Below are 22,758 nucleotides of genomic sequence, written 5' to 3' on the forward strand. Positions count from 1 at the left end.
TTACCTGTTGAACTTGATGTTCTGAAGTGTCGTGAGCATGTTGGTGTCCATGCTGATCGACGTCGAGGCGCCGGCGATCAGGACCAGGGCGGGGTTGGTCGATGTGTCGTTCTGGGCCTGGGTCGCATCCCACATCGCCGCAAAGCGCTGCACGAACTTGGTCACCTTGGCCGGATCCTGGAAGTCGGTGAGCTCGATCTTGCTCGCGATCATCTTGGCCTGGGCGTCGATGTCGGCCGAGCTGATCGTCGAGGGCAGGCCGAGCGCGGTCTGAACCACCTGCGTCAGCGCCTTGTCCGCGAGGATCTGGTAGGCGGTTGTGATCGTGGAAGCCTTGCGGGTGAAATAGAGCGCCAGTCGCAGGCCTTCGTTCTGATCGCCAGCCTTCTCCTCCATCGTCTGCGTGACGTATTGGGTCGCGGTGCCGGTCGTGGCCGCGGCGGTCTGGGTCGCCTTGTCGCCGAGGGCGGCGAAATTGAAGGCGGTTGCGAATTGCCGGTAGCGGGTGTCGGTCAGCTTGTTGGCGAAGGCGTCCTTGCTCGCAACCCCCTCGGTCAGCACCTTGCGCATGAACGCCTTGGCATAGGTCATGTCGCTGAGGCCATAGGCCTTCATCGCGTAGGAATAGAGACGATAGTCCTTCAGGAAATCGTCGACGGACTTCACGTTGCCGATATGGCTGAGGAAATAGTCGGTCTCGCGGCTGACATCCGGCTGCTTCGCGACCTGCGTCAGCGACTTGCCCATATCCTTGGTCAGCCTGGTGTAGTCCGCGATGGTGGATAGCATGACACGCGCCCCTCTGGCCGCTCTTGCGACACCGCTTCAAGCTGCCGCCAATTGCTTGTGCGGGGCTGGCGACTGCGAAGCCAGCTTCGCGCAAGCGTCGCCGACTAGATATTCCCGGTGGGATCGGCGATGGAGCGGCGCGTTGGGCAGTTTCGTGGGGATTTTCATCACGGTAGCGGCGCTGCTCGGCGGCTTTGCCGCCATGGGCGGGCATCTGGCCGTGCTCATGCAGCCGTGGGAATTCGTGATCATCATGGGCACTGCCGTCGGCACCTTCATCGTGGCCAATCCCTGGAAGACGGTCGTGGACACCGGCGTTGCCTGCATGCAGGCCATCACCGGCGCGATACCCGGCCAGCGCTATTATCTCGATCTGCTCGGCGCGCTCCACGCCCTGATGCGTGAACTCAGGGGCAAGGGCCGCAACGAGGTCGAGGCGCATATCGACGATCCCGCGTCCTCCGAGATCTTCAAGGCGTTTCCGAGCGTGCTCGGCGATCCCTCGCTGCTCCAGTTCATCTGCGACTATGTCCGCCTCATCATCATGGGCAATGCGCGCACGCACGAGATCGAAGCGCTGATGGACGAGGAGATCCACACCATCGTGAAGAGCAAGCTGACGCCCTACAATGCGCTGGTGGTGGTGTCCGAGGCGCTGCCGGCGCTCGGCATCGTTGCCGCGGTGCTCGGCGTCATCAAGGCGATGGGGGCGCTCGACCAGTCGCCGAAGCTGCTGGGCGGCTTCATCGGTGCCGCGCTCGTCGGCACCTTCGCCGGCATATTCCTGTCCTACGGCATCATTTCGCCCTTCGCGCTGAAGATCAAGATGACGCGCGAGAAGCGCTGCCGGCCCTACATCATCGTCAAGCAGACGCTGCTGGCGTTCATGAACGGCGCCATGCCGCAGATCGCCGTCGAGCATGGCCGCAAGATGATCGCCAGCACCGAGCGGCCGTCGATCGACGTCGTCGAGAACGAGACCATCGCGGGTCCGAAGGCGGTCGTGGCCGAGGCCGAACCCAAGGCGGCGCGCGCATGATGATGGAAGACGCCGAAGTCGACCAGCGCAAGCAGCTGCCGAACTACCTGCTGGACGCCGCCGGCATATCGATCGATCGTATGCCGATGCTCAATGTGATCTTCGATCGCATGGCGGCATCGTGCACCGACAGCCTGCAGCCGATGGCCGGAACGCCCTGCTATTTCTCGGTCAACGGCATCACCAACGACCGTGTCGGCGACATCATCAAGGACTACGAGGCCAACGCGGTCGCGGCAGTGCTCTATGCCGAGCAATGGGACTCCCGCATCATCATCATGCTCGACCGTGACTTCGTGTTCACGATGGTCGAGGCGATGTTCGGCTCCGACGGCGCCGAGCCGCCGCTCGACGTCGAGCGCTCGTTCTCGAATATCGAGCTCCGCCTGGTGCAGGCGCTGTTCGAACGGTTCGCCAAGGCACTGCAATCCGCCTTCGCCGGCACTTCGAACGTCACCTTTCGCGTGGAGCGGGTCGAGACGGCGATGGCTTCGCTGGCGATCGGGCGAAGCGGCAACATGTCGATCTGCGCGAACATCATGCTGCAGGCGCTCTACCGCGGCGGCCAGATGTTCCTCATCATTCCGCACTCCGCGCTCAATCCGCTCCGCCAGAAGCTCGCGCATGTCGTCGTCAGCGACGGTCGCGCGGCCGATCCACGCTGGCGCGAGCAGATGGAGAGCGAGGTCCACCGGACCGAGGTGACGCTCAGCGCGGTGCTCGACGAGAAGATGGTGACGCTCGGCGACGTCGTGAAGTTCCAGGTCGGGCAGGTGCTCGAGCTCGAGGCGACGCCGCGCACGCTGGCCCGTCTCGAAAGCAACAATCAGGTGCTGTTCTGGTGTCAGATCGGTCAGCTGGATGGCTATTACGCCATGCAGGTGGCAGATCCCGTCGATCAGAAGCGGGAGTTCGTCGATGATATCCTATCTCGTTGATGCCGTGCTGCTGATTGCGCTCGCCTTCACCAGCATGCGGGTGACCAGGATGCACCGCGAGCTGGCGCGGCTGCGCAGCTATCAGGGCGAATTCTCGACCATCATGCATGAGACGGCGGGCGCCTTCGACACCGTCATCACCGCGGCGCACGATTCCACCGCAAATCTCGGACGGATCGCCAACGTGCTGAGCACGAAGATCGATCAGGCCCACGAGGCGATCGCTGCGCTCGATGCCAGAAGCGGGCTCGCACCCGCGGCGACCGCGGGCAGCGCCGATCTGAACCAGCACTGAGGCCGAAGCCGGCCGGACGATTACGATCGGAGCGCTGCGGCGCTCCGGCAGCGGAAATACCGAGAGGCGATACCAGATGGCGCAATCCTTCGACTATGAGTCTGCACCTGCATCGGCAGAGGCCGAGACGTCTCCGCTGGAGCGGCTGGCCGAAATCGCCCAGCGCACGGCCGAGGAGACCGGCAAGTTCGCCAATGTCGACGCCATCCTGCGCATTCCCGTCACCATGCAGGTGGTGCTCGGTTCGGCGACCATTCCGGTGGCAAACCTCATGAAGCTCGGACGCGGCGCGGTGGTTCCGCTCGATCATCGGGTCGGAGAGCCCGTCGACGTCGTCGTCAACGGCCGCATCGTCGCCCGCGGCGAGGTGGTTGTCGTCGAAGAGGACAATTCCCGCTTCGGCGTCTCGCTCACGGAGATCGTCGGGCCGCTGGGGCAGGGTGATACCTGACCATGGCGGCACCGGTCGGCATCGCTCCCGTCAAGCAGCGAGGCGTTACCACGCTGGGCGGCACGGAAAAGGTCGCCGCGCTCCTGCTGGCGATGGGCCGGCAGGCGGCGGCGAGCGTGCTGCAGCAGTTCGAGCCGCAGGAGATCCGCATCGTCACCAAGGCGGCGGCGGAGCTGCGGCCGATCACCGCGCAGGAGCTCGAGGGGATCGTCGAGGAGTTCGCCCAGCAGTTCTCGATGGGCGCGAACATTCTCGGCACTCTCGGCGGCCTGGAAGCCGTGCTCGGCGACGTGCTTCCGGCCGATCAGGTCTCGCAGATCATGTCGGATCTGCTCGGCAATTCGAGCCGATCGGTGTGGGACCGCGTCTCGTCGGTGTCCGAAAACTCGCTGGCGAGCTACCTGTCCAAGGAGCATCCGCAGACCGCGGCTCTGATCCTGTCCAAGGTCAAGCCGGCCTGCGCCGCCAAGGTCATGAGCCAGCTGCCCTCGAGCTTGCGCAACGAATTGATGCGGCGCGTCCTGAGCCTCAAGCCGATCGTCGACGACGCCATGCGCATCATCGAGAAGACGCTTCACGAGGACCTGACGCTGAACTTCGCCCGCAACCTCGGCGCCGACACCTACGCCCGCGTCGCCGACATCATCAACAAGATGGAGCGCGGCCACATCGAGGACATGCTGAAGAGCCTGTCCGAGAAGCGGCCGAAGTCGGCCGAAGTGCTGAAGGAGCTGCTGTTCACCTTCGACGACGTGATCAACCTGACGCCGAAGGCGCGCACCATGATCTTCGACCAGGTGCCGACCGATCGCATCGTCGTGGCGCTGAAGGGCACCGACAAGCATTTCCGCGAGCTGATCCTGTCCTCGGTCGCCTCGCGCGTCCGCCGCGTCGTCGAGCACGAGCTCGCCATCGGCGAGCCGTCGAACCAGCGCGACGTGCTGGAGGCGCGACGCGTGATCACCGACCTTGCGCTGGAGCTGGCCGAGAAGGGCGAAATCGAGCTCAACCCCGAGCAGGAGGATGAGCTGGTCTTCCGCTGACCGCTGAACGGGCATGGCAGAAACATCCGATCAGGAGAGCAAGACAGAAGAGCCGACCGAGAAGAAAGTCCGTGATGCGCTCGAGCAGGGCAAGATTCCGGTCTCTCGGGAGGCCTCCATTTTCGCCTCGATGGCGGCGCTGATGGTGATCCAGGCATTCCTGATCGGCCCTGGCGTGCAGCAATTGACGCCGATGCTGAAGAGCTTCCTCGACGATCCCGACGGTTTCCCGCTCGGCACCGGCGCGGACGCGCAGAACCTGCTCACCGTGGTCGGCCTCCAGGCATTGCGGTTCCTGGTGCCGCTGGTCGTCGTCCTGGTGGTGTTCGGGCTCGCCGCTTCGCTGCTGCAAAACGCGCCGCGCCTGGTGCTCGAGCGCATCAAGCCGAACCTGTCGCGGATCTCTCCGCTCAGCGGCTGGAGCCGGTTGTTCGGAACGCAGGGCCTCGTCGAGTTCGCCAAGTCGCTGTTCAAGCTTGCCGCGGTGACCGCCGTCGTCGCCTTCGTGCTGCGCTCGTCCGAGGCGAGGGCATTCGAGGCGATGTACACCGATCCGGTCGCGCTGCCTGAGATGATTCTCAATATCGCGATGCGAATCGTCTCGGCGATCTGCATCGCGACCATCGTCCTGGTGGCGATCGATCTCGCCTGGGCGCGCTTCCACTGGCGGCGCGAGCTGCGCATGACGCGGCAGGAGATCAAGGACGAGCACAAGCAGTCGGAAGGCGATCCGCTGATCAAGGCGCGCCTGCGCTCGCTGGCGCGAGACCGGTCGCGCCAGCGCATGATCGCCTCGGCCTCGCGCGCGACCCTGGTGATCGCGAACCCGACGCACTTCGCGATCGCGCTGCGCTACAAGCGCGAGGAGAGCGCCGCGCCGCTTGTCGTCGCCAAGGGCATGGACGTGATCGCGCTGAAGATCCGCGAGGTTGCCGAGCAGAACCGAATTCCCGTCATCGAGAACAAGGCGCTGGCGCGCGCGCTCTACGAGGCGGTCCAGGTCGATCAGGTGATTCCGGCGGAATTCTTCCGCCCCGTAGCCGAGATCATCTACTTCCTCCAATCGAAGCAGGCGCCGCGAACCGAGAAGGTCCAGTAGAATTCCGAGGATGACGTCCGGCCCAACAGCTTGACGAAAGCTTAACGCCCTATTCTTTCCCCGAATGGATCGGAATGGGGCCGTCGTGGGACCGCTTTATCTCTTTGAACTCGCATCGTCGCAGGCGCGCTACCTCGAGCTCCGCCAGTCGACCATCGCCACCAACGTCGCCAACGCCAACACGCCGGGCTTCAGGGCGCGCGACGTCGAGCCCTTCAACAAGGTGCTCGACGGCATGCCGGTGAGGCTCGCCACGACCTCGCCGGCGCACATGCAATTGTCCGCAACCGAGACCGACACGCGAGCGACCGCGAAGAAGGACAGCTGGGAAGTGGTTCACTCCGGCAACTCCGTCAGCCTCGAGCAGGAAATGATCAAAGGCAGCGACGTCAATCGCGACTATTCGATGAACTCGGCGATCGTGCGGTCGTTCCACCGTATGGTCCTGTCGAGTGCAAAGGCCTGAGGGTGAACTGACATGCTGGACTCATTGAGCGCCTCCTTGACGGTCGCGAGCTCCGGGCTCGAAGCGCAGTCGACACGCATGCGCATCGTCTCGGAAAATCTCGCGAACGCGACGTCGACGGGGCGCACGACCGGCGCCGATCCGTATCAGCGCAAGACCATCACTTTCGACGCCGCGATGGACCGTGCCTCGGGCGCGCAACTCGCGAAGGTCAAGGAGATCGGCGTCGACACCACGCCGTACCGCGTGGAGTACGATCCGGGGCATCCGGCTGCCGACAAGGCCGGCTACGTCAAGCTGCCGAACGTGAACATGATGATCGAGATGGCCGACATGCGGGAGGTCAACCGGTCCTATGAAGCCAATCTCCAGGTCGTGAAGCAGGTGAGGTCCATGCTCGGCATGACCATCGACCTCTTGAGGAGCTGACAATGCTTGAGGCAATTTCTTCCACGGCGATATCTGCCGGCCAGGCGGCAACCCGCGCGACCGAGACGCAGGCCGTCTCGCCCGCGGCGACCACCGCGATCCAGTCCAGTGACGACGTCGGCTTCGAATCGGTGATGAAGCAGGTGACGACCGACGCGATCGGAACGCTGAAGGCGGGCGAGGCGGCGTCGATCTCGGCGATGCAGGGCAAGGAATCGACGCGCCGCGTCGTCGAGGCGCTGATGTCGGCCGAGCAGGCCCTGCAGACGGCGGTCGCGGTTCGCGACAAGGTCGTGCAGGCCTACCAGGAAGTCGTTCGGATGTCGATCTGATCTGAAGGAGTAGGTCAAGTGAAATCGCTCGCCATTGCGGCCACGGGCATGAATGCCCAGCAGACCAATATCGAAGTCATCGCGAACAACATCGCCAACATCAACTCGACCTCGTACAAGCGGGCGCGCGCCGAGTTCACCGATCTGTTCTACCAGATGGACCGCATGCAGGGCGTCGCGAACGTCAACGGCTCCTCGCCGATTCCGGAAGGTGCCAATCTCGGCCTCGGCGTCAAGTCGGCTGCCATCCGCAAGCTGCACATCCAGGGCGCGCTGACGCAGACCGGCAACCCCTATGACCTCGCGATCAACGGCCGCGGCTGGTTTCAGGTGCTCGGTCCCAACAACGAGGTGCAATACACCCGTGCGGGCTCGTTCAACGTCAATGCCAACGCCCAGCTCGTCACGATCGACGGCTACCTGCTGGACCCCGCGATCACCATCCCGCAGGGGACGGTCGAGGTCACCGTCAACGCCACCGGCCAGGTGTTTGCCAAGCTCGACACGGAAGTGAATCCAAGGCAGATCGGCCAGCTCAACCTGGCCAATTTCGCCAACGAAGCGGGCCTCGAACCGCTTGGCAGCAATCTCTACCGCGAAACCACGGCGTCGGGCACGCCCGTCGTCGGGCTGCCGGGCGATGCCGGCTACGGCAAGATCAACCAGAAATGGCTCGAAGCCTCGAACGTCGACCCGGTCAAGGAAATCACCGAGTTGATCTCGGCGCAGCGCGCCTACGAAATGAATGCCAAAGTCATCCAGGCCTCGGATGAAATGGCCCAGACGGTCTCGAAGGGCATGCGCTAGTTCCGGTGTCTCGATGTTGAACAGGGTGGGCCTGGTCATGCGCGGGTTGGCCGCCGTGCTGCTGGTTATCGTCGCGGCGCGGGTCGCTGCCGCCGAGGAGAAGCGGCTTCCCGTACCGGCCGTCTCGATCCGCGCCGGCGAGCTGATCCGCGAGGGGATGATCACCGAGCGCGCCTTCGCGCCGAGCCTGCTCGGCGTCGCCATGTTCATCGAGGGGCGTCAGGTCCTGATCGGCCGTATGGCGCGGCGCGCGCTGTTCCCCGGCCAGCCCATTCCAACCAATGCGGTGGAGGACCCCTGGACCGTCGCCCGCGGCGCCACGGTCAAGGTCGTGGTCGAAGACAGCGGCCTGTCCATCGTCACTTACGGCTCGGCGATGCAGTCCGGTGCGGCCGGCGCGCTCATCCCGGTGCGCAATACGGACACCGGAGTAATCATCAGGGGCGTCGTCCAGCCGGACGGCACCGTCAAGGTCATGGACGGGTCATGACCAGAATCCTGCTTGCGCTTGTCCTGCTCATGTCGGTCGCCGGCGCACAGGCTGCCGTCCGCATCAAGGACATCGCGGACATCAAGGGTCTGCGCGAAAACCAGATCGTCGGTTACGGCCTCGTCATCGGCCTGAACGGCACAGGCGATACGCTTCGCAACGCTCCGTTCACGGAACAATCCCTGCAATCGATGCTCGAGAACATGGGCATCAACGTCAGGAACGAGACCACGAGCACCAACACCCCACCGCGCCCGACGACGCTGCGCACGCGCAACGTCGCGGCGGTGATGGTGACTGCGGACCTGCCGCCCTCGATCGGGCCCGGCGAGCGCATGGACGTCACCGTGTCGTCGCTGGGCGACGCGACGTCGCTGCTCGGCGGCACCCTGGTCATGACGTCGCTGCGCGCCGCGGACGGCGCCGTCTATGCGGTGGCGCAGGGCGCGATCACGGTCGCCGGTTACAACGTTGGAGGCCAGGCGCAGAACGTCAGCCAGGGCACGCCGACGGCAGGGCGCATCCCGAACGGTGCGCTGGTCGAACGCGCGGTGCAGGGGAGTCTCCACGAGATGGAGTTCCTGGTGCTGGAGCTGAAGAACCCCGACTTCGTCACCGCAACGCGCATCCTCGACGCCATCAACCGCTATGCCGGCGGCCGCTACCGCGCGCAGATCGCCTTCGAGCGCGACTACCGCACCATCGTGCTGTCGAAGCCGCGCCACATCGGCCCCGTCCGCTTCCTGGCCGAGATCGGCGAACTGACGGTCGAGCCGGACACGCCGGCGCGGGTCGTGATCAACGAGCGCACCGGCACCGTCGTGATCGGCCGCGACGTGCGGATATCGACCGTTGCCGTGACCCACGGCAATCTGACGGTTCGCGTCACGGAGATGCCCGTGGTGTCACAGCCGGCGCCGTTCTCGCGAGGGCAGACCGTGGTCGTTCCGCAGACCGTGGTCGAAGCCAACGAGGCGGGGGCGCAGGTGGCGATCCTGAGCGGGGTCGATCTCCAGCGCCTGGTGCGCGGGTTGAACCAGATCGGCCTGAAGCCATCGGGAATCATCGCGATCCTCCAGGCGATCAAGACCGCGGGCGCGCTCCAGGCCGACGTCATCGTGCAATGATGCACAAGCGTCGTGCAAGCTTGGTCGCTCAATGCTCAGGTCTCGACCGAGAATCGCACGCGGCCCGATGCTGAAGCTGGATCACAAAGCCAAACTCCTCCTGCTGGTCGCGGCCTCGGTGCTCGCGAGCGCATCGTCCGGGCTGGCGCTGGAGGAGGCCAGGCCGTCGAAGCCGCTCAACCTGCTCTCCTTCGCGCGCGCCCGCGCGCCTGGGCCGCAGAAGCCTCAGCCGCCGGCCTCCTCGACATCAGGCGACAATGCTTCGAGCCGGGCGACGGCATGGGCGGCCGAAGATTCGGGGCCCGCGATCACCGGGGCGGTGCCGGCCTCGGAGACGCCGTCTCCCGCGCCAGCGCCCGCAGCGGTCCGTCCGGCCAAGCCCGGCAGCGTTGCGGCGCCGCCGAAGCCTGCGCCGTCGCAGGCTGCGCCGGCCCCGGACAACGAAATCGCCCTGTTCTGCAGCAACGTCGCCGATCCCGCCGTCGACGCAAGGCTGGCCTGGCAGCTCAAGGAGCTGGAGAAGGCCGAGAGCCTGCTCCGCGAGCGGATCGCCGAAGTCGAGGCCAAGCGCGCAGAATACGAGAAGTGGATGGCGCTGCGCGACGACTTCCTGAAGAAGGCCGAAGCGAGCGTGGTCGAGATCTATTCCCGCATGAAGCCCGAAGCTGCGGCCACCCAGATCGCCGGCATGACCGACGAGACCGCCGCCGCCGTGCTCGCCAAGCTCAGCCCGAGGAACTCGAGCGCGATCTTCAATGAAATGGATACGGCGCGCGCGGCCCACCTCGCCGACCTGCTCGGCGGCATGCGTCGCGTGGATGACGGAAAGACCAAATAGATGAACAAGCCGGTCCTCATCCTCTCGCTCCTGCTGGCGTCCGTGTTCCTGGCTGGATGCTTCCATGATCCGGCCGAAGTGCTGACCGGTCCGCAAATGTCGCCGGTCGGCAGCGGCCTGAGGACGCAGGCCGATCCGATTCCGGTGACACCGCGCATGCGCACGCCTGTCAGCTATCGCTCGACCTGGGACGACGGCACCGATCTCTACCGCGATCCCCGCGCCCGGCGCACCGGCGACGTCGTGACGGTGATCATCTCGATGCAGGACAAGGCCAAGCTCGACAACAAGACCGGCCGCTCCCGCGATTCGCAGGTCAAGTTCGGGCTCGACTGGCTGATGGACGTGGCGGGGTGGAACGACAAGGGCTCGGCCAACGCCAACCTCAGCACCAACACCCAGATCAAGGGCAACGGCCAGATCGATCGCACCGAGGACATCAAGCTGTCGATCGCGGCCATCGTCACCGACGTGCTGCCGAACGGCAATATGATGATCAGCGGCTCGCAGGAATTTCGCGTCAACACGGAGATGCGCGTGCTCAACGTCGGCGGCATCGTGCGTCCGCGCGATATCTCGCGGGCCAATACGATCTCCTACGACAAGATCGCCGAGGCGCGCGTGTCCTATGGCGGGCGCGGAAACCTGTCGGACGTGCAGCAGCCTGGATGGGGACATCGGATCTATGACGCTGTGGCACCATTCTGAGGCTCGCGCCGGTCGGGCCGCGTCGCGATGGCGGGGGACGCCATGCGCCTGATTGCCGCCATCGTTGTGCTGACCCTGATCGCGATCGGCGCGGGCGCCGTTGCCGGCCTGCATCTGATCGCGACCGCCGAGCGCGTTGCCGACGCGAAGAAGAGCGCCACGCCGCCGCCGATCGCGTCGGGCTACGCCGGCAGCGCGCGGCTCCGGAAATTGTCTCCGATCGTGACCAATCTCGCCGCCCCGGCCAACAACTGGGCGCGCATCGAAGCCTCAATGGTGACCGACAGCATGAGCGACGAGGACGCCGGCATTCTGGCCGCCCACATCAGCGAGGACATCGTCGCCTATCTGCGGTCGGCGACGGTCGCGCAGTTCGAGGGATCGCGCGGGCTCCAGCATCTGCGTGACGACCTGATCGAGCGGGCCAACATCCGCTCGTCGGGCAAGGTCCGCGAATTGATCATCGAGACGCTGGTGATCCAGTGAGAGTGAGAGTCCTGCTGCTCGCGCTGGTTCTGGTCGTGCTGCCCGAAGCGGCGCTGGCCCAGATTCCGGACCTGAATTCCCTGTTGCCGCCGGGAAACGGCTCGACCAGCGGCCGGATCATCCAGCTGATGGCGCTGATCACGGTGCTGTCGGTGGCGCCGGGACTGCTCATCATGGTGACGAGCTTCACGCGATTTGCGGTGGCGTTGTCGTTCCTGCGCGCCGGTCTCGGCCTCCAGACCACGCCTGCCAACCTCGTGCTGATCAGTCTCGCGTTGTTCATGACCTTCTACGTCATGGCGCCGACCTTCGACAGGGCGTGGGAGACCGGCGTCCAGCCGCTGATGAAGAACGAGATCTCGGAAGAGGAAGCCTATCTCAAGATCACCGATCCGTTCCGGGAGTTCATGCTGGCCCATGTCCGCGACAAGGATCTGCAGACCTTCGAAGCGCTCGCCGCGGAAAGCTTCCGCAAGAAGTTCGACGACAAGCGCATCGATTTGCGCGTCATCATCCCGGCCTTCATGATCTCCGAGCTCAGGCGCTCGTTCGAGATCGGATTCCTCATCATCCTGCCGTTCCTGGTGATCGACATGATCGTGGCGACGCTGACCATGTCGATGGGCATGATGATGATGCCTCCGACGATCCTCGCGCTGCCGTTCAAGATGCTGTTCTTCGTGCTGATCGACGGCTGGAACCTGCTGGCCTCCGGACTGGTGCGTTCGTTTTCATAACTGCCGCGATCGCTGACCGGCTGGATATGGTTAAGCGATACGCGCTGCTTATGGTTAGCGGCGAGTAATGTTAACCATATGATTTTGCAGCGTAATTCGGGCGCGCCTTAATCTGGAAGCAAGATTCGGCGTGCTAGCAATGCGGCACGGCGGGTTGGACCCCACCCACATCAGTCCAAAGGCATGATGCCGTCCCTCCGTACCGGTGAAAGCCCGGTATGTCCCCTCGTGAAAATGTATCGCGTACAAAAAGGGACATTCGCAATGTCAAGCCTGCTTACGAACTCGACTGCCATGACCGCACTCCAGACCCTGCGGTCTGTGAGTTCGCAACTCTCCACCACGCAGAACCGGATCTCCACCGGCCAGCGCGTGGCCACCGCTTCGGACAACGCCGCCTATTGGTCGATTGCGACGTCGATGCGCGCCGACAACGCCGCGCTCTCCGCCGTCTCCGACTCGCTCGGTCTGTCGGCCGCGACCGTCGACACGGAGTACACCGCCCTGACCACGGTCATCGGCGACAAGGACTCTGGTCTGACCAAGCTCCAGTCGCTGCTGGTCCAGGCCAAGACCGCCGGTATCGACCGCACCAAGATCCAGGCTGACGTCACGCAGATCCAGCAGCAGATGAAGAGCACGGCCGATGCCGCGACCTTCAACGGCATCAACTGGCTGAGCACGACGACCGGCACCACACCGACGAGCTTTAGCCTCGTGTCGTCGTACTCTCGCGTCGGCGGCACGCCCACCATCGGCTCCATCACCGTGACGACCGCCAACTACACGCTCTACTCCAGCACGCAGACCGGCATTCTGGACACCGTGAGCGGCAGTGCGTCGGTCGACACGATCAACATCTCCGCACTGACGGACTCGGCGGCCGACCAGACCACGCTCGATGGCTACATCGCGCAGGTCACGACCGCCATCAACTCGGTGGCCGCGTCCGCCGCCAATCTCGGCGCCGTCAAGAACCGTATCTCGACCAACACGGAGTTCGTGAAGTCGCTGATGGACTCGGTTGACCGTGGTGTCGGCCAGCTCGTCGACGCGGACATGAACGCGGAATCCACCCGCCTGGCCGCACTTCAGGTCCAGCAGCAGCTCGGCGTTCAGGCGCTTTCGATCGCCAACAACAGCAGCCAGAGCATCCTGTCGCTGTTCCGCTAAGACTTAAATCGTCGGAGGACGGCCGCGCTTCTCGCGAAGCGCGGCCCTTTCGTTTGGCGTGATGCCACGCGCGCCGTCAATTTGGCTGCCTGTTGCAGCCGGAACACAGGGCCACAAGCCTCGCACAAGCTTCGCTGGCTAACCTCGCCGCTACGACCGATTGGGCCTGACCGCATTTCCGGGAGCCCAAAGGCATGACGCCGCTCTGTCGTACCGGTGCAAGCCCGGTATGTCCCCTAAGCTCAATTCAATCTCCAAAGGGACATCAAAATGGGTTCAAGTCTTCTCACCAACTCCTCCGCCATGACCGCGCTCCAGACCCTGCGGTCTGTCAGCGCGCAACTCGCCACCACGCAGAACCGCATCTCCACCGGTCAGCGCGTGTCCACCGCTTCGGACAACGCCGCCTACTGGTCGATCGCGACGTCGATGCGCTCCGACAACGCCGCGCTGTCCGCCGTCTCCGACTCGCTCGGCCTGTCGGCCGCCACCGTGGACACGGAATATACCGCTCTGACCTCGGTGATCGGCGACAAGGAATCGGGCCTGACCAAGCTCCAGGCGCTGCTGGTCGAAGCCAAGACCGCGGGTATCGACCGCACCAAGATCCAGGCGGATATCACCCAGATCCAGCAGGACATGAAGCTCAAGGCCAATTCGGCCACCTTCAACGGCATCAACTGGCTGAGCACGACGACCGGCACCACGCCGACGAGCTTCAACCTCGTCTCGTCGTACTCGCGTGTCGGCGGCACGCCCACCATCGGCTCCATCACCGTGACGACCGCCAACTACACGCTGTACTCCACCACGCAGACCGGCATTCTGGACACCGTGAGCGGCAGTGCGTCGGTCGACACGATCAACATCTCCGCGCTGACGGACTCGGCGGCGGACCAGACCACGCTCGATGGCTACATCGCGCAGGTCACGGCCGCGATCAACTCGGTGAGCTCGGCCGCAGCCGATCTCGGTGCGGTCAAGAACCGCATCTCGACCAACTCGGAGTTCGTGAAGACCCTGATGGACTCGGTTGACCGCGGTGTCGGCCAGCTCGTCGACGCCGACATGAACGCGGAATCGACCCGCCTCCAGGCTCTGCAGACCCAGCAGCAGCTCGGCGTTCAGGCGCTCTCGATCGCCAACCAGAACAGCCAGAGCATCCTCTCGCTGTTCCGCGGCTAAGCGGCCCTTTCGAAAACGACCGTGCTCCCTCGGGGAGCACGGTCCCCGCCGAGATCGGCGGGCGCGACGGCACAGGCGTGCCGGCAATCGGCCTCCCGACGCCAGACTTCATGCAACACGCCGCAGCCGATCGCGCGGCCACGCGCCCGAGCTTTCCGCTTGCGGCTGCCGAGCGAATTGCGTCGTCGCCTTCTTGTAAAATTGCAACGCCTCGCCGGCGAACCGACACATCCGTGACCGCGCGTAACCTTCAGACAAGGTTGGCAGCCGAGTGTCCTCTACGTCCGCATCGGTACGAGGTCATATGCTCAGTCGTGCGCAGGTACAGCAACTGCTCAACAATCTGCTGGCGCTTGGGCCGCGACGCCTGATGGCCTTGGGACTGATCGGCTTTGCCGTTCTCGTCACCGTCGTCGGCGGCACCTATTATCTCAGCCGGCCCGAGTTCGAAACGCTCTATACCGGCCTTACCCGCGAAGACGTGACGCGCATCGGCGCGGCGCTGCGCGAGCAGAACATCACCTTCGACGTCAACTCCGCCGGCGATGCGGTCTCGGTGCGGCCAAGCCAGACCATGCAGGCGCGGATGCTGCTTGCCGAGAAGGGGCTGCCCACCAGCGCCAACTCCGGCTACGAGCTGTTCGACAAGATCGGCTCGCTCGGCCTGACGTCGTTCATGCAGGAGGTCACCAAGCTCCGGGCACTGGAAGGCGAGATTGCGCGCACGGTCCAGCTGATGAAGGGCGTGAAGGCGGCGCGGGTTCATATCGTGCTGCCGGTGCGCGGCTCGTTCCGCGCGACGCAGCAGCCGGCATCGGCATCGGTCGTGCTGCGCACCGATGGCGCGATCGAGGCGCGCACGGCGCAGTCGATCCGTCATCTCGTCGCCGCCGCCATCCCCGGCATGAGCCGCGACAAGGTGACGGTTCTGGATGCCGACGGCTCGATGCTGCTCGCCGAAGACGACGAGGCGAGCGCCGCGCCGACCAAGATGGCGAGCCTGCAGAAGACGGTCAGCGGCATGGTGCAGGAGAACATCCGCAAGGCGCTGACGCCGTATCTCGGCCTCGACAATTTCGAGGTGAGCGTCGCTCCGCAGCTGTCCACCGACAAGCGGCAGATCAACGAGACGGTCTACGATCCCGAGAGCCGCGCCGAGCGCTCGGTGCGGAACGTGCGCGAGAAGGAGTCGTCGCAGAATGCCGACCGCTCGACGCCGACCACGGTGCAGCAGAATCTCCCCGATCAGCAGGTGAACGCCGGAGGCGGCAAGAACTCCAGCGAGGACAAGAGCCGCCGCGAGGACGTCACCAATTTCGAGGTCTCGTCCAAGACCACCACGACGGTGAGCGACGGCTATTCGGTCAAGAAGCTCTTCATCGCCGTCCTGGTCAACCGTACGCGGCTGGTCGCAGATCTCGGCGACAAGAGCAACCAGGCCATCGTCGACAGCAAGCTCGCCGAGATCAGTCAGCTCGCGGCAACGGCGGGCGGACTGGACAAGGCGCGCGGCGACCAGATCCAGGTGACGGCCGTCGATTTCATCGAAGGCTCGCGTGAATTGGCGCCGGTGCCCCCGATCAGCTTCGTCGAGATGATCAACAAGCAGCTCGGCAGCGTTATCAACGCGGTGACGATCCTGGCGGTTGCTTCGATGCTGGTCTGGTTCGGGCTTCGGCCCGCGGTCAACGGCATCCTGACCCATCGCGCGGAGCAGGAGGAGGTCGAGGCGGCCGAGGCCGCCCAACTCGAAGCTGCGGCGGCCCTTGCATTGCCGGATAGCGAGGAGGCCGAGCTCAACCTGGTCGAGGACCTCGAAGGCAAGATGCAGCGAACGCCGCAGAAGCGGCTGGAGCAGATCGTACGGCTCGACCAGATGCAGGCGGCAGCGATCCTTAAAGACTGGATGCGACGCGAGGAGGCGGCATGAACGCGGCAATCGGAAAACTCCTGACGCAGTTCGACGCGAATGGCCGGGTCAAGTCGTCGCCGCCTCCACCGCCGAAAATCCAGGACGTGCTGACCAGGCCGAAGGAAGCCCGGCGCGAGCCGCAGCCTCAACCGCAGCCTCAGACCCCGGCGCAGCCGCAGCTTCAGGCGCCGCCTCCGGCGCCCGCGACGGAAGCTCCGCCGGTCAATCTCCTGGACGATGCCTATCGGCGCGGCCATGCGGCCGGCGTCGCGGAAGGCGACGCCAAATTGGCCGAGGAGCGCGTCCGCAGCGCGATCCGGCTCGGCGAGGAGCGGGCCAAGTGGTCCGACCAGCAGGCGGTGGCGATCGTCAGCGGCTTCGAGGCGGCCTGCCGCGAGGTCGAGACCAACATCGCGAGCTCCGTTGCGCGGATATTGCTGCCGTTCCTCACTGAGGCGGTGCGCGACAAGGCGATCGGATCGCTGGTCGAGCAGGTTGCGGCGCTGACCGGCAATTCGCCGGTGCCGGTGTTCAAGGTCACCGGCCCGCGCGAGCTGCTCGACCTCGTGAAGACGCAGCTCGAGGCGTCCCGGCGAACGGGCATCGCGTACGAGGCCGCCGACACCCTCGAGGTCCGCGTTGTGGCCGACCAGACCGTGATCGAGACGCAGATCTCGGCCTGGAGTGAACGCCTCAAGGAAGCGCGCCGGTAGTCGCCATGGAAGAGGTCAAGCATGAGATCGTGATCGTCCGCCGGCGCAGCGCCTTCGCCGAGGAGGCGCATCACGGCGGCGTCTGGAAGATCGCCTATGCGGATTTCATGACCGCGATGATGGCGTTCTTCCTGGTCATGTGGCTGCTCAATGCGCTCAACCAGGATCAGAAGCAGGTGGTCGCGAGTTATTTCAACCCGATCAAGCTCGCGGAGAACGCGCCTGCGCCAAAGGGTCTCAAGGATCTCTCCAAGAAGGAGCCGTCGTCGTTCGAAGGCCAGGAGGGCAAGCGTCAGCCGGCTGGCCCGAACGAAGAACGCCGCGGTGACTCTCCAACCGCCGAGAAGCCGGCCTCCTATGAAGAGAAGATCCTGTTCCGCGATCCCTATGCGACGCTCGCCGAGATCGCGAGCAGCGCGAACCAGTCCTCGGGCCAGCGGCGTGCCGGCGCCCTGACGTCCGCCGAAGAGGACGGCCTCAAGGGTGGTGACGCCTACCGCGATCCGTTCGATCCCGGTTATTGGAAGCTGGCGCCGCAGGCGGACAAGGACGCGGACCGCTTCATCGAGAGCGAGCCCAAGCCGAATGCGGCCGCGCGCGACGGCGCAGCCGGAACATATCCGGGCGAGCCGCAGGCGCGCCGGGCCAAGACGGACGAGGCCGGCGGAAGCGTGGCTCCGAACGCGGAGAGCCCGTCCGCAAGCCTGTCGCCCCTGCTGCCGCCGGGCCCCGCGCCGACGCAATCCTCACGCGACGGCAGCGCCGTTCAGGCCGGCGTCCAGGCCAATGCGGCCCCGCAGGCGCGTCCCAACGACGCGGCGAAGGAGTCCGAGCCGCGCGATGCGGCGCAAACGCAGCAGCCCACCATCAAGCAGCTTCAGTCCGCGATCGCGGACGCGCTGTCGGACATCAAAGCGGGCGCGGGGCCAGCGGCCGAGGTGCGTCAGGTCGAGGAAGGACTCCTGGTCAGCCTGACCGACGATACGAGCTTCGGCATGTTCGCGGTCGGCTCGGCCGAGCCGCGGCCCGAGCTGATCCGCGTGATCGACAGGATCGGACCGCTGCTGACCAAGCGCCAGGGCATGATCATCGTCCGCGGCCATACCGACAACCGGCCGTATCGTTCGGACACCTACGACAACTGGCGGCTGTCGACCGCTCGTGCGCAGATGGCCTACTACATGCTGGTTCGCTCCGGCGTCGATGCGCGGCGGATCGAGCATGTCGAAGGCTACGCCGACCGGCGACCGAAGCTTCCGAACGATCCGGCAGCCGCACAGAACCGCCGGATCGAGATCCTGATCCGGGAGAAGCGCCCTTGATCAGGCTGCTGCGCCGCGCCGCCTTGCTGCTGCTGCCGTTCACGGCAGCGAACGCGCTTGCCCAACCTGCGCCCCGGTCCGGCGAACCCTATGAGCTCGTCCGTGCGCTACAGGCGGTGCAGGACGGCATCGCCAGCGGCGACACCGCCGCGCATGGCAGTCACATCGCGCTGATCCGGCAGATCGGCGAGAAGTTTCTCGCTGCCGATCCCGCCGTGTGGAGCAATCCGCAGAACGGCCAGGCCGTGGTCATCTACCTGCTCAGCGGCGGTGCGCCGCAGATCGTCCGCAAGCTGCCGCGCGACAGGATGAACGTGGACGAGCGGCTGCTCAATGGTGCGCTCGCCTATGTCGAGGGTCGTCAGGACGAGGCGCGGGAGCTGCTCAAGGACGTCAGGCCGCGGACTATTCCCTCGGGTCTGGGCGGACAGGTCGCGCTGGTCCAGGGCGCGCTGTTCGCGCGTGCAGAGGCATCGCTCGCGATCGAGCGTCTGGACGACGCGCGCCTGCTGTTGCCCGGCACGCTCGTCGAAGAGGCGGCGCTGCGGCGCGAGATCCTGCTGGTGGGGCAGGCGGAGGATTTCGAGAAGTTCGAGTTTCTGACGCTGGCCTATATCCGCCATTACCGGAACTCGATCTATCGCGGCGATTTCTGGCAGCGCTTCTCCGCGGGGCTGACGCAATCGAGCCTGGCGCTCGACGAGCGCCGCTTTGCGCGGATCACGGCCCTGCTGGAGCAGGTCGATCATGCGAGCCGCCTCAAGCTGTATCTCGTGATCGCGCGCGCCGCGATGGTGCGCGGGCGGCTGACCGTGTCCCGGCTTGCCGGCGAGCGGGCGCTGACGCTCAGCGCCGACGCCTCGGCGGATCGCGAGCGGGCCCATTTCTTTCGCGGCGCCTCGCGGGCGCTCACCGACGAATATGACGGCGGTCTCGCCGAGCTGAAGGCGCTCGACCGGTCGAAGCTGCCCGAGCGCGACGTCCCTCTCCTGAATGCCACGGTGCAGCTCGCGCTCGACGTCCGCAAGCCGTTCGCGGGCGGACCCGCCGCAGCAGCCGACAAGCCTCCGGCAACGCCGGCGCGACTCGATCTGGCGTCGTCGGCCGTGACGCTCGCGCGCGCGCAGAAGCAGCTCGGCGAACTCGAACTCCTCACCAGGGACCGCCGTCCATGACCAAGCTCAGTGGAACTTCCGGACAGCTCTTCTCGGGTCTCGCCGAGAGTCTCAACACGCGCGGGACGTCGCGTTCCGCAAGGAGCGCCGGGACCAAATCGCAGGCAAATTCGTCGTTCAACGATCTGCTCCGCACCGTCTCGAGCCTCGCGAAGCAGGCGCTGAGCGATGATGGCAGCGATACGACCGCCAAGACCGGAACGCTGCGCACGCGTCTGGCGCACCCGACCGAAGAGAAAAAGGGCGCGACGGTGCGCGAACGCATCGCGGCGTCCGAGGGACCAGAGTCCACGGAGGAGTCCTCCGACGAGACGGCCGACCGGTCGTCGGAGACGCCACGTCCGGTGGATCATGCCGCCGGGTCAGACGTCCAGGGGCCATCGGGCATCGCTGTGGTGGTCGGGCAGGAGATCGCTGCCGCGCCCGCCGTGAAGACGCAGATGCAATTGCAGTCCGCCGACAAGGACGCGCTGGCGCGCGACGGGCGGTCCTCGACGGCGAAGCGCGAGGCTCCCCTCACGGGCGCGGCAACGGCGGCGACGGCCGACACCGCGCCGTCCAGTGTTGCTCCCAACGCCGCGCGCTCGCAGGCCGCGGCTTCGCAAGCGATGGCGCTGCAGCCGGCATCGACGCAAGGCGGGGAGGCCTCGCGTGCAATGCCCGCGTCAGCGGGCTTCGAGGCGGTCACGGCCACTGTCGAGCGCGCTGCCAAGGCCTCGGCGCGTGCTGCGCTGCCCGAGACGACCAAGGTCACCGTGGTCCAGCAGGAGACCCATCTGCCGCCGGCGCAGTTCAACGCCCCGCAACAGGTCGCCAATGCGGTCGTCGCCGAGCTGAAGGAGTCCTCGGCACCGGCGGCGTCGGCATCGCCGGATCTTGCAGCTTCCCGGACCAACGCGCCGGATCAGCCGCTCAAGATCCTGACCGTCAATCTCGAACCGCCCGCGCTCGGCAACGTCACCGTGCGCCTGCGGCTCGTCGGCACCGAAGTGTCCGTCCAGCTTGCGGCCGAGCGCAGGGACACGAGCCAAATGCTCGACCAGCAGCGCGACCAGATCCGCGATCTCGTGCAGTCGGCCGGCTATGTCGCCGACGTCGCGCCCGTCCGGCACGGCTCGCTGGACGGATTCCAGAGCGGCTCCGGCCAATCGCAACCGCAGCTCCCGGGCCAGCCCTCGTCGCAGTCGCAAGGAGCGTTCGGCGGCCCCGGCACCTCGTCGGGACAGTCAGACGGCGGCGCCAGACAGGCCCGGCAGGAGCGCCAGTCCAACCAGGAGACACGTCATGACCAGGACGTGGGCCAGCAGAACCGCCGCGGCCCTGTTTATCTGTAACGCTGGCGTCGCGACGGCGGCGACCGACGACGCTCGCCCCTGCGAGCGCGAGATGGCGCGCGCGGCCCGGCAGCACGGGATTCCGCTCGGCATTCTCTATGCGGTCGGCCTCACCGAGACCGGTCGGCGCGGCGCGCTCCATCCCTACGCCCTCGGTGCCGACGGCCAGACCGTGTTCGCCAGGAACATGGATGACGCAATCGCGAACTTCGAGACGATGCGCAGCAAGGGGATCAAGTTGATCGACCTCGGTTGCATGCAGGTCAACCACTACTACCACGGCGACAAGTTCGCTTCGGTGCGGGCGATGTTCGATCCCGCCAGGAACGTCGACTATGCCGCGCGCTTCCTCAAGGAGCTGAAGCAGCGCGAAGGCAGCTGGACCATGGCAGTCGCCCGCTACAATGCAGGCCCCAACAACCAGCCGGCGCAGAAGCGCTACGTCTGTCTCATCGTCGCTCATCTCGTCTCGAGCGGCTTCGGCGCGTGGACCGACCGGGCGCGCTCGTTCTGTCAGCCGAAAACGACCTGACAACATGAAGTTGTGCATCGCCTCCAATCATCAGCCCCGCGCAAGCAAGATCCCCCATTGTAGCTGCAACCTATCAAAGGAGCCCAATTCATGAGCCTGTATGGTGTTATGCGCACCGGTGTTTCCGGTATGTCTGCGCAGTCCAACAAGCTGTCGACGGTCTCGGACAACATCGCCAACGTCAACACGACCGGCTACAAGCGGGCTTCCACGGAGTTCTCCTCGCTGATCCTGAAGAGCGGCTCCGGCAACTACGATTCCGGCGCCGTCGAGACCACGGTCCGCTACGCCATCACCGATCCCGGACATACGCAGTTCACCACCTCGAGCACGGACCTCGCCGTTCAGGGCAATGGCTTCTTCGTGGTGTCGAACGCAAACAACACGCAGCAGTATCTGACGCGCGCCGGCTCCTTCGTGCCGGACGCCCAGGGCAATCTGGTCAATGCGGCCGGCTACTATCTTCTGGGACAGCCTGGTCTGGTGACCAACTTCTCGCAGAACAGCCTGTCCGGCATGCAGATCGTCAACATCGCCCAGGTTCCGCAGGTGCCCGTACCGTCGACGGCGGGAACGCTCACGACCGGCAACCTGGATCCGACAGCGGCCGTCATCGCCGGTCCGCCCGGCCCGGCGTCATATTCCTCGAAGAGCTCGATCGTGGCCTACAACAATATCGGCCAGGCCGTGACGCTCGACGTCTACATGTCCCACACGGCGACGGCTGCCGGCTCGGATACCTGGCAGATCGAGGTCTATGACTCCGCGACGGGCACCTCGCTCGGCGCCGCCACCACCTTCACCTTCGACACCACGGCGGCCGGCAAAGGCGCGCTGGCCGGGGCGAGCCCGACCGGTCTCACCGTGACCGTCCCCGGCGGTGCGGCGCTGACCATGGATCTGTCGAACATGACGCAGGTCGGAACCGACTTCAGCTTCAAGGCCACCGTCAATGGCAGCGTTCCCGCGGCCATCGACAAGGTCGACGTCGACGATGCGGGGCACGTGACGGCGATTCTGAAGAACGGGCAGCAACTGACGCTCTACACGATCATGCTCGCCGACGTCGCGAGCCCCGACAATCTGACGCCGGAGCCGGGCAACGTCTATTCGACCAACCAGAATTCCGGCAATGCGCAGGCTGGAAATGCCGGCACCGGCGGGCTCGGCACGATCCAGTCCGGCGCCCTGGAAGACTCCAACGTCGACCTTGCGGACGAACTCACCGGAATGATCGAGGCTCAGCGCGGCTTCACCGCCAACTCGAAATCGTTCCAGACCGGTTCCGACCTGCTCGACGTCGTCGTCAACTTGAAGCGCTGAATTCTTCAGCGCCCA

Annotated in this window: 26 protein-coding genes; 25 read left to right on the forward strand and 1 reads right to left on the reverse strand. The window is 65.4% G+C overall.

Annotated features, from left to right (window positions below; all coding sequences use genetic code 11):
* Positions 1 to 789, reverse strand: coding sequence for a DUF1217 domain-containing protein (locus XH87_RS22030; protein ID WP_271588872.1), 789 nt, complete (start codon positions 787 to 789; stop codon positions 1 to 3).
* A gap of 142 nt (positions 790 to 931) precedes the next feature.
* On the opposite strand from XH87_RS22030, the gene motA reads away from it, so the two are divergent.
* From motA to XH87_RS22155, 25 genes are all read left to right on the forward strand, one after another.
* Positions 932 to 1,828: a flagellar motor stator protein MotA gene (gene motA, locus XH87_RS22035; RefSeq protein ID WP_035715652.1), complete on the forward strand. Its 897-nt coding sequence runs from the start codon at positions 932 to 934 to the stop codon at positions 1,826 to 1,828.
* Positions 1,825 to 2,766: a flagellar motor switch protein FliM gene (locus tag XH87_RS22040; protein WP_158671295.1), complete on the forward strand. Its 942-nt coding sequence runs from the start codon at positions 1,825 to 1,827 to the stop codon at positions 2,764 to 2,766. The genes motA and XH87_RS22040 overlap by 4 nt, the downstream gene beginning before the upstream one ends.
* Positions 2,747 to 3,061 (forward strand): hypothetical protein, encoded by a 315-nt coding sequence (locus XH87_RS22045; RefSeq protein WP_271588873.1) that lies wholly within the window; start codon positions 2,747 to 2,749, stop codon positions 3,059 to 3,061. The genes XH87_RS22040 and XH87_RS22045 overlap by 20 nt, the downstream gene beginning before the upstream one ends.
* A gap of 76 nt (positions 3,062 to 3,137) precedes the next feature.
* On the forward strand, positions 3,138 to 3,512 hold the full coding sequence (gene fliN / locus XH87_RS22050; RefSeq protein WP_027572802.1) for a flagellar motor switch protein FliN: 375 nt from the start codon (positions 3,138 to 3,140) through the stop codon (positions 3,510 to 3,512).
* A 2-nt stretch (positions 3,513 to 3,514) separates the two neighbouring features.
* Positions 3,515 to 4,555: a flagellar motor switch protein FliG gene (locus XH87_RS22055; RefSeq protein WP_035715644.1), complete on the forward strand. Its 1,041-nt coding sequence runs from the start codon at positions 3,515 to 3,517 to the stop codon at positions 4,553 to 4,555.
* A 13-nt stretch (positions 4,556 to 4,568) separates the two neighbouring features.
* Entirely contained in the window at positions 4,569 to 5,654 is a 1,086-nt protein-coding gene (gene flhB / locus XH87_RS22060) for a flagellar biosynthesis protein FlhB (RefSeq protein WP_271588874.1), read from the forward strand.
* Positions 5,655 to 5,718: 64 nt separating this feature from the next.
* A complete protein-coding gene (flgB, locus tag XH87_RS22065) occupies positions 5,719 to 6,120 on the forward strand; it encodes a flagellar basal body rod protein FlgB (protein ID WP_035715639.1) in 402 nt (133 codons plus the stop codon).
* A 12-nt stretch (positions 6,121 to 6,132) separates the two neighbouring features.
* The gene (gene flgC, locus XH87_RS22070) at positions 6,133 to 6,549 is read left to right on the forward strand and encodes a flagellar basal body rod protein FlgC (protein WP_158671298.1); all 417 of its coding nucleotides are present in this window, start codon (positions 6,133 to 6,135) and stop codon (positions 6,547 to 6,549) included.
* A 2-nt stretch (positions 6,550 to 6,551) separates the two neighbouring features.
* On the forward strand, positions 6,552 to 6,881 hold the full coding sequence (locus tag XH87_RS22075) for a flagellar hook-basal body complex protein FliE (protein WP_035715635.1): 330 nt from the start codon (positions 6,552 to 6,554) through the stop codon (positions 6,879 to 6,881).
* 18 nt (positions 6,882 to 6,899) lie between these two features.
* Entirely contained in the window at positions 6,900 to 7,688 is a 789-nt protein-coding gene (flgG, locus tag XH87_RS22080; protein WP_271588875.1) for a flagellar basal-body rod protein FlgG, read from the forward strand.
* Between the two features lie 13 nt (positions 7,689 to 7,701).
* The gene (gene flgA, locus XH87_RS22085) at positions 7,702 to 8,178 is read left to right on the forward strand and encodes a flagellar basal body P-ring formation chaperone FlgA (protein ID WP_271588876.1); all 477 of its coding nucleotides are present in this window, start codon (positions 7,702 to 7,704) and stop codon (positions 8,176 to 8,178) included.
* Positions 8,175 to 9,305 (forward strand): flagellar basal body P-ring protein FlgI, encoded by a 1,131-nt coding sequence (gene flgI / locus XH87_RS22090; RefSeq protein ID WP_035715632.1) that lies wholly within the window; start codon positions 8,175 to 8,177, stop codon positions 9,303 to 9,305. The genes flgA and flgI overlap by 4 nt, the downstream gene beginning before the upstream one ends.
* Positions 9,306 to 9,372: 67 nt before the next feature.
* Positions 9,373 to 10,143 (forward strand): MotE family protein, encoded by a 771-nt coding sequence (locus XH87_RS22095; protein ID WP_271588877.1) that lies wholly within the window; start codon positions 9,373 to 9,375, stop codon positions 10,141 to 10,143.
* Positions 10,144 to 10,851, forward strand: coding sequence for a flagellar basal body L-ring protein FlgH (flgH, locus tag XH87_RS22100; protein WP_035715626.1), 708 nt, complete (start codon positions 10,144 to 10,146; stop codon positions 10,849 to 10,851). It abuts the gene before it with no gap.
* A 42-nt stretch (positions 10,852 to 10,893) separates the two neighbouring features.
* Positions 10,894 to 11,337 (forward strand): flagellar basal body-associated FliL family protein, encoded by a 444-nt coding sequence (locus tag XH87_RS22105; protein ID WP_271588878.1) that lies wholly within the window; start codon positions 10,894 to 10,896, stop codon positions 11,335 to 11,337.
* Positions 11,334 to 12,074 carry a flagellar type III secretion system pore protein FliP gene (gene fliP / locus XH87_RS22110; protein WP_035715624.1) on the forward strand — a complete coding sequence of 247 codons (741 nt, stop codon included), beginning with the start codon at positions 11,334 to 11,336 and terminating at the stop codon, positions 12,072 to 12,074. Before XH87_RS22105 ends, fliP begins: the two co-directional genes overlap by 4 nt.
* 264 nt (positions 12,075 to 12,338) lie before the next feature.
* Positions 12,339 to 13,247 carry a flagellin N-terminal helical domain-containing protein gene (locus XH87_RS22115; RefSeq protein WP_271525138.1) on the forward strand — a complete coding sequence of 303 codons (909 nt, stop codon included), beginning with the start codon at positions 12,339 to 12,341 and terminating at the stop codon, positions 13,245 to 13,247.
* Between the two features lie 270 nt (positions 13,248 to 13,517).
* Positions 13,518 to 14,432: a flagellin N-terminal helical domain-containing protein gene (locus XH87_RS22120; protein ID WP_158670888.1), complete on the forward strand. Its 915-nt coding sequence runs from the start codon at positions 13,518 to 13,520 to the stop codon at positions 14,430 to 14,432.
* A gap of 304 nt (positions 14,433 to 14,736) precedes the next feature.
* The gene (fliF, locus tag XH87_RS22125; RefSeq protein ID WP_271588879.1) at positions 14,737 to 16,362 is read left to right on the forward strand and encodes a flagellar basal-body MS-ring/collar protein FliF; all 1,626 of its coding nucleotides are present in this window, start codon (positions 14,737 to 14,739) and stop codon (positions 16,360 to 16,362) included.
* On the forward strand, positions 16,359 to 17,057 hold the full coding sequence (locus tag XH87_RS22130) for a hypothetical protein (protein ID WP_158670890.1): 699 nt from the start codon (positions 16,359 to 16,361) through the stop codon (positions 17,055 to 17,057). The genes fliF and XH87_RS22130 overlap by 4 nt, the downstream gene beginning before the upstream one ends.
* 5 nt (positions 17,058 to 17,062) lie before the next feature.
* Positions 17,063 to 18,379, forward strand: a complete 1,317-nt coding sequence (locus XH87_RS22135; protein WP_271588880.1) for a MotB family protein — start codon at positions 17,063 to 17,065, stop codon at positions 18,377 to 18,379.
* A complete protein-coding gene (locus tag XH87_RS22140) occupies positions 18,376 to 19,554 on the forward strand; it encodes a chemotaxis protein (protein WP_271588881.1) in 1,179 nt (392 codons plus the stop codon). Before XH87_RS22135 ends, XH87_RS22140 begins: the two co-directional genes overlap by 4 nt.
* Positions 19,551 to 20,888: a flagellar hook-length control protein FliK gene (fliK, locus tag XH87_RS22145; RefSeq protein ID WP_271588882.1), complete on the forward strand. Its 1,338-nt coding sequence runs from the start codon at positions 19,551 to 19,553 to the stop codon at positions 20,886 to 20,888. The genes XH87_RS22140 and fliK overlap by 4 nt, the downstream gene beginning before the upstream one ends.
* On the forward strand, positions 20,839 to 21,420 hold the full coding sequence (locus XH87_RS22150) for a transglycosylase SLT domain-containing protein (protein WP_271588883.1): 582 nt from the start codon (positions 20,839 to 20,841) through the stop codon (positions 21,418 to 21,420). The genes fliK and XH87_RS22150 overlap by 50 nt, the downstream gene beginning before the upstream one ends.
* Before the next feature lie 90 nt (positions 21,421 to 21,510).
* Entirely contained in the window at positions 21,511 to 22,743 is a 1,233-nt protein-coding gene (locus XH87_RS22155) for a flagellar hook protein FlgE (protein ID WP_035713932.1), read from the forward strand.
* Positions 22,744 to 22,758: the final 15 nt, after the last annotated feature.

Source organism: Bradyrhizobium sp. CCBAU 53415, assembly GCF_028128735.1.
Lineage (GTDB): Bacteria > Pseudomonadota > Alphaproteobacteria > Rhizobiales > Xanthobacteraceae > Bradyrhizobium.

Excerpts from the sequence above, each read along its gene's own strand:
- XH87_RS22030 (WP_271588872.1), bottom strand. The coding sequence starts at position 789 with ATGCTATCCACCATCGCGGACTACACCAGGCTGACCAAGGATATGGGC.
- XH87_RS22040 (WP_158671295.1), top strand. The coding sequence starts at position 1,825 with ATGATGATGGAAGACGCCGAAGTCGACCAGCGCAAGCAGCTGCCGAAC.
- XH87_RS22045 (WP_271588873.1), top strand. The coding sequence starts at position 2,747 with ATGATATCCTATCTCGTTGATGCCGTGCTGCTGATTGCGCTCGCCTTC.
- fliN (WP_027572802.1), top strand. The coding sequence starts at position 3,138 with ATGGCGCAATCCTTCGACTATGAGTCTGCACCTGCATCGGCAGAGGCC.
- XH87_RS22055 (WP_035715644.1), top strand. The coding sequence starts at position 3,515 with ATGGCGGCACCGGTCGGCATCGCTCCCGTCAAGCAGCGAGGCGTTACC.
- flhB (WP_271588874.1), top strand. The coding sequence starts at position 4,569 with ATGGCAGAAACATCCGATCAGGAGAGCAAGACAGAAGAGCCGACCGAG.
- flgB (WP_035715639.1), top strand. The coding sequence starts at position 5,719 with ATGGATCGGAATGGGGCCGTCGTGGGACCGCTTTATCTCTTTGAACTC.
- flgC (WP_158671298.1), top strand. The coding sequence starts at position 6,133 with ATGCTGGACTCATTGAGCGCCTCCTTGACGGTCGCGAGCTCCGGGCTC.
- XH87_RS22075 (WP_035715635.1), top strand. The coding sequence starts at position 6,552 with ATGCTTGAGGCAATTTCTTCCACGGCGATATCTGCCGGCCAGGCGGCA.
- flgA (WP_271588876.1), top strand. The coding sequence starts at position 7,702 with ATGTTGAACAGGGTGGGCCTGGTCATGCGCGGGTTGGCCGCCGTGCTG.
- flgI (WP_035715632.1), top strand. The coding sequence starts at position 8,175 with ATGACCAGAATCCTGCTTGCGCTTGTCCTGCTCATGTCGGTCGCCGGC.
- XH87_RS22095 (WP_271588877.1), top strand. The coding sequence starts at position 9,373 with ATGCTGAAGCTGGATCACAAAGCCAAACTCCTCCTGCTGGTCGCGGCC.
- flgH (WP_035715626.1), top strand. The coding sequence starts at position 10,144 with ATGAACAAGCCGGTCCTCATCCTCTCGCTCCTGCTGGCGTCCGTGTTC.
- XH87_RS22105 (WP_271588878.1), top strand. The coding sequence starts at position 10,894 with ATGCGCCTGATTGCCGCCATCGTTGTGCTGACCCTGATCGCGATCGGC.
- XH87_RS22115 (WP_271525138.1), top strand. The coding sequence starts at position 12,339 with ATGTCAAGCCTGCTTACGAACTCGACTGCCATGACCGCACTCCAGACC.
- XH87_RS22120 (WP_158670888.1), top strand. The coding sequence starts at position 13,518 with ATGGGTTCAAGTCTTCTCACCAACTCCTCCGCCATGACCGCGCTCCAG.
- fliF (WP_271588879.1), top strand. The coding sequence starts at position 14,737 with ATGCTCAGTCGTGCGCAGGTACAGCAACTGCTCAACAATCTGCTGGCG.
- XH87_RS22130 (WP_158670890.1), top strand. The coding sequence starts at position 16,359 with ATGAACGCGGCAATCGGAAAACTCCTGACGCAGTTCGACGCGAATGGC.
- XH87_RS22135 (WP_271588880.1), top strand. The coding sequence starts at position 17,063 with ATGGAAGAGGTCAAGCATGAGATCGTGATCGTCCGCCGGCGCAGCGCC.
- fliK (WP_271588882.1), top strand. The coding sequence starts at position 19,551 with ATGACCAAGCTCAGTGGAACTTCCGGACAGCTCTTCTCGGGTCTCGCC.
- XH87_RS22150 (WP_271588883.1), top strand. The coding sequence starts at position 20,839 with ATGACCAGGACGTGGGCCAGCAGAACCGCCGCGGCCCTGTTTATCTGT.
- XH87_RS22155 (WP_035713932.1), top strand. The coding sequence starts at position 21,511 with ATGAGCCTGTATGGTGTTATGCGCACCGGTGTTTCCGGTATGTCTGCG.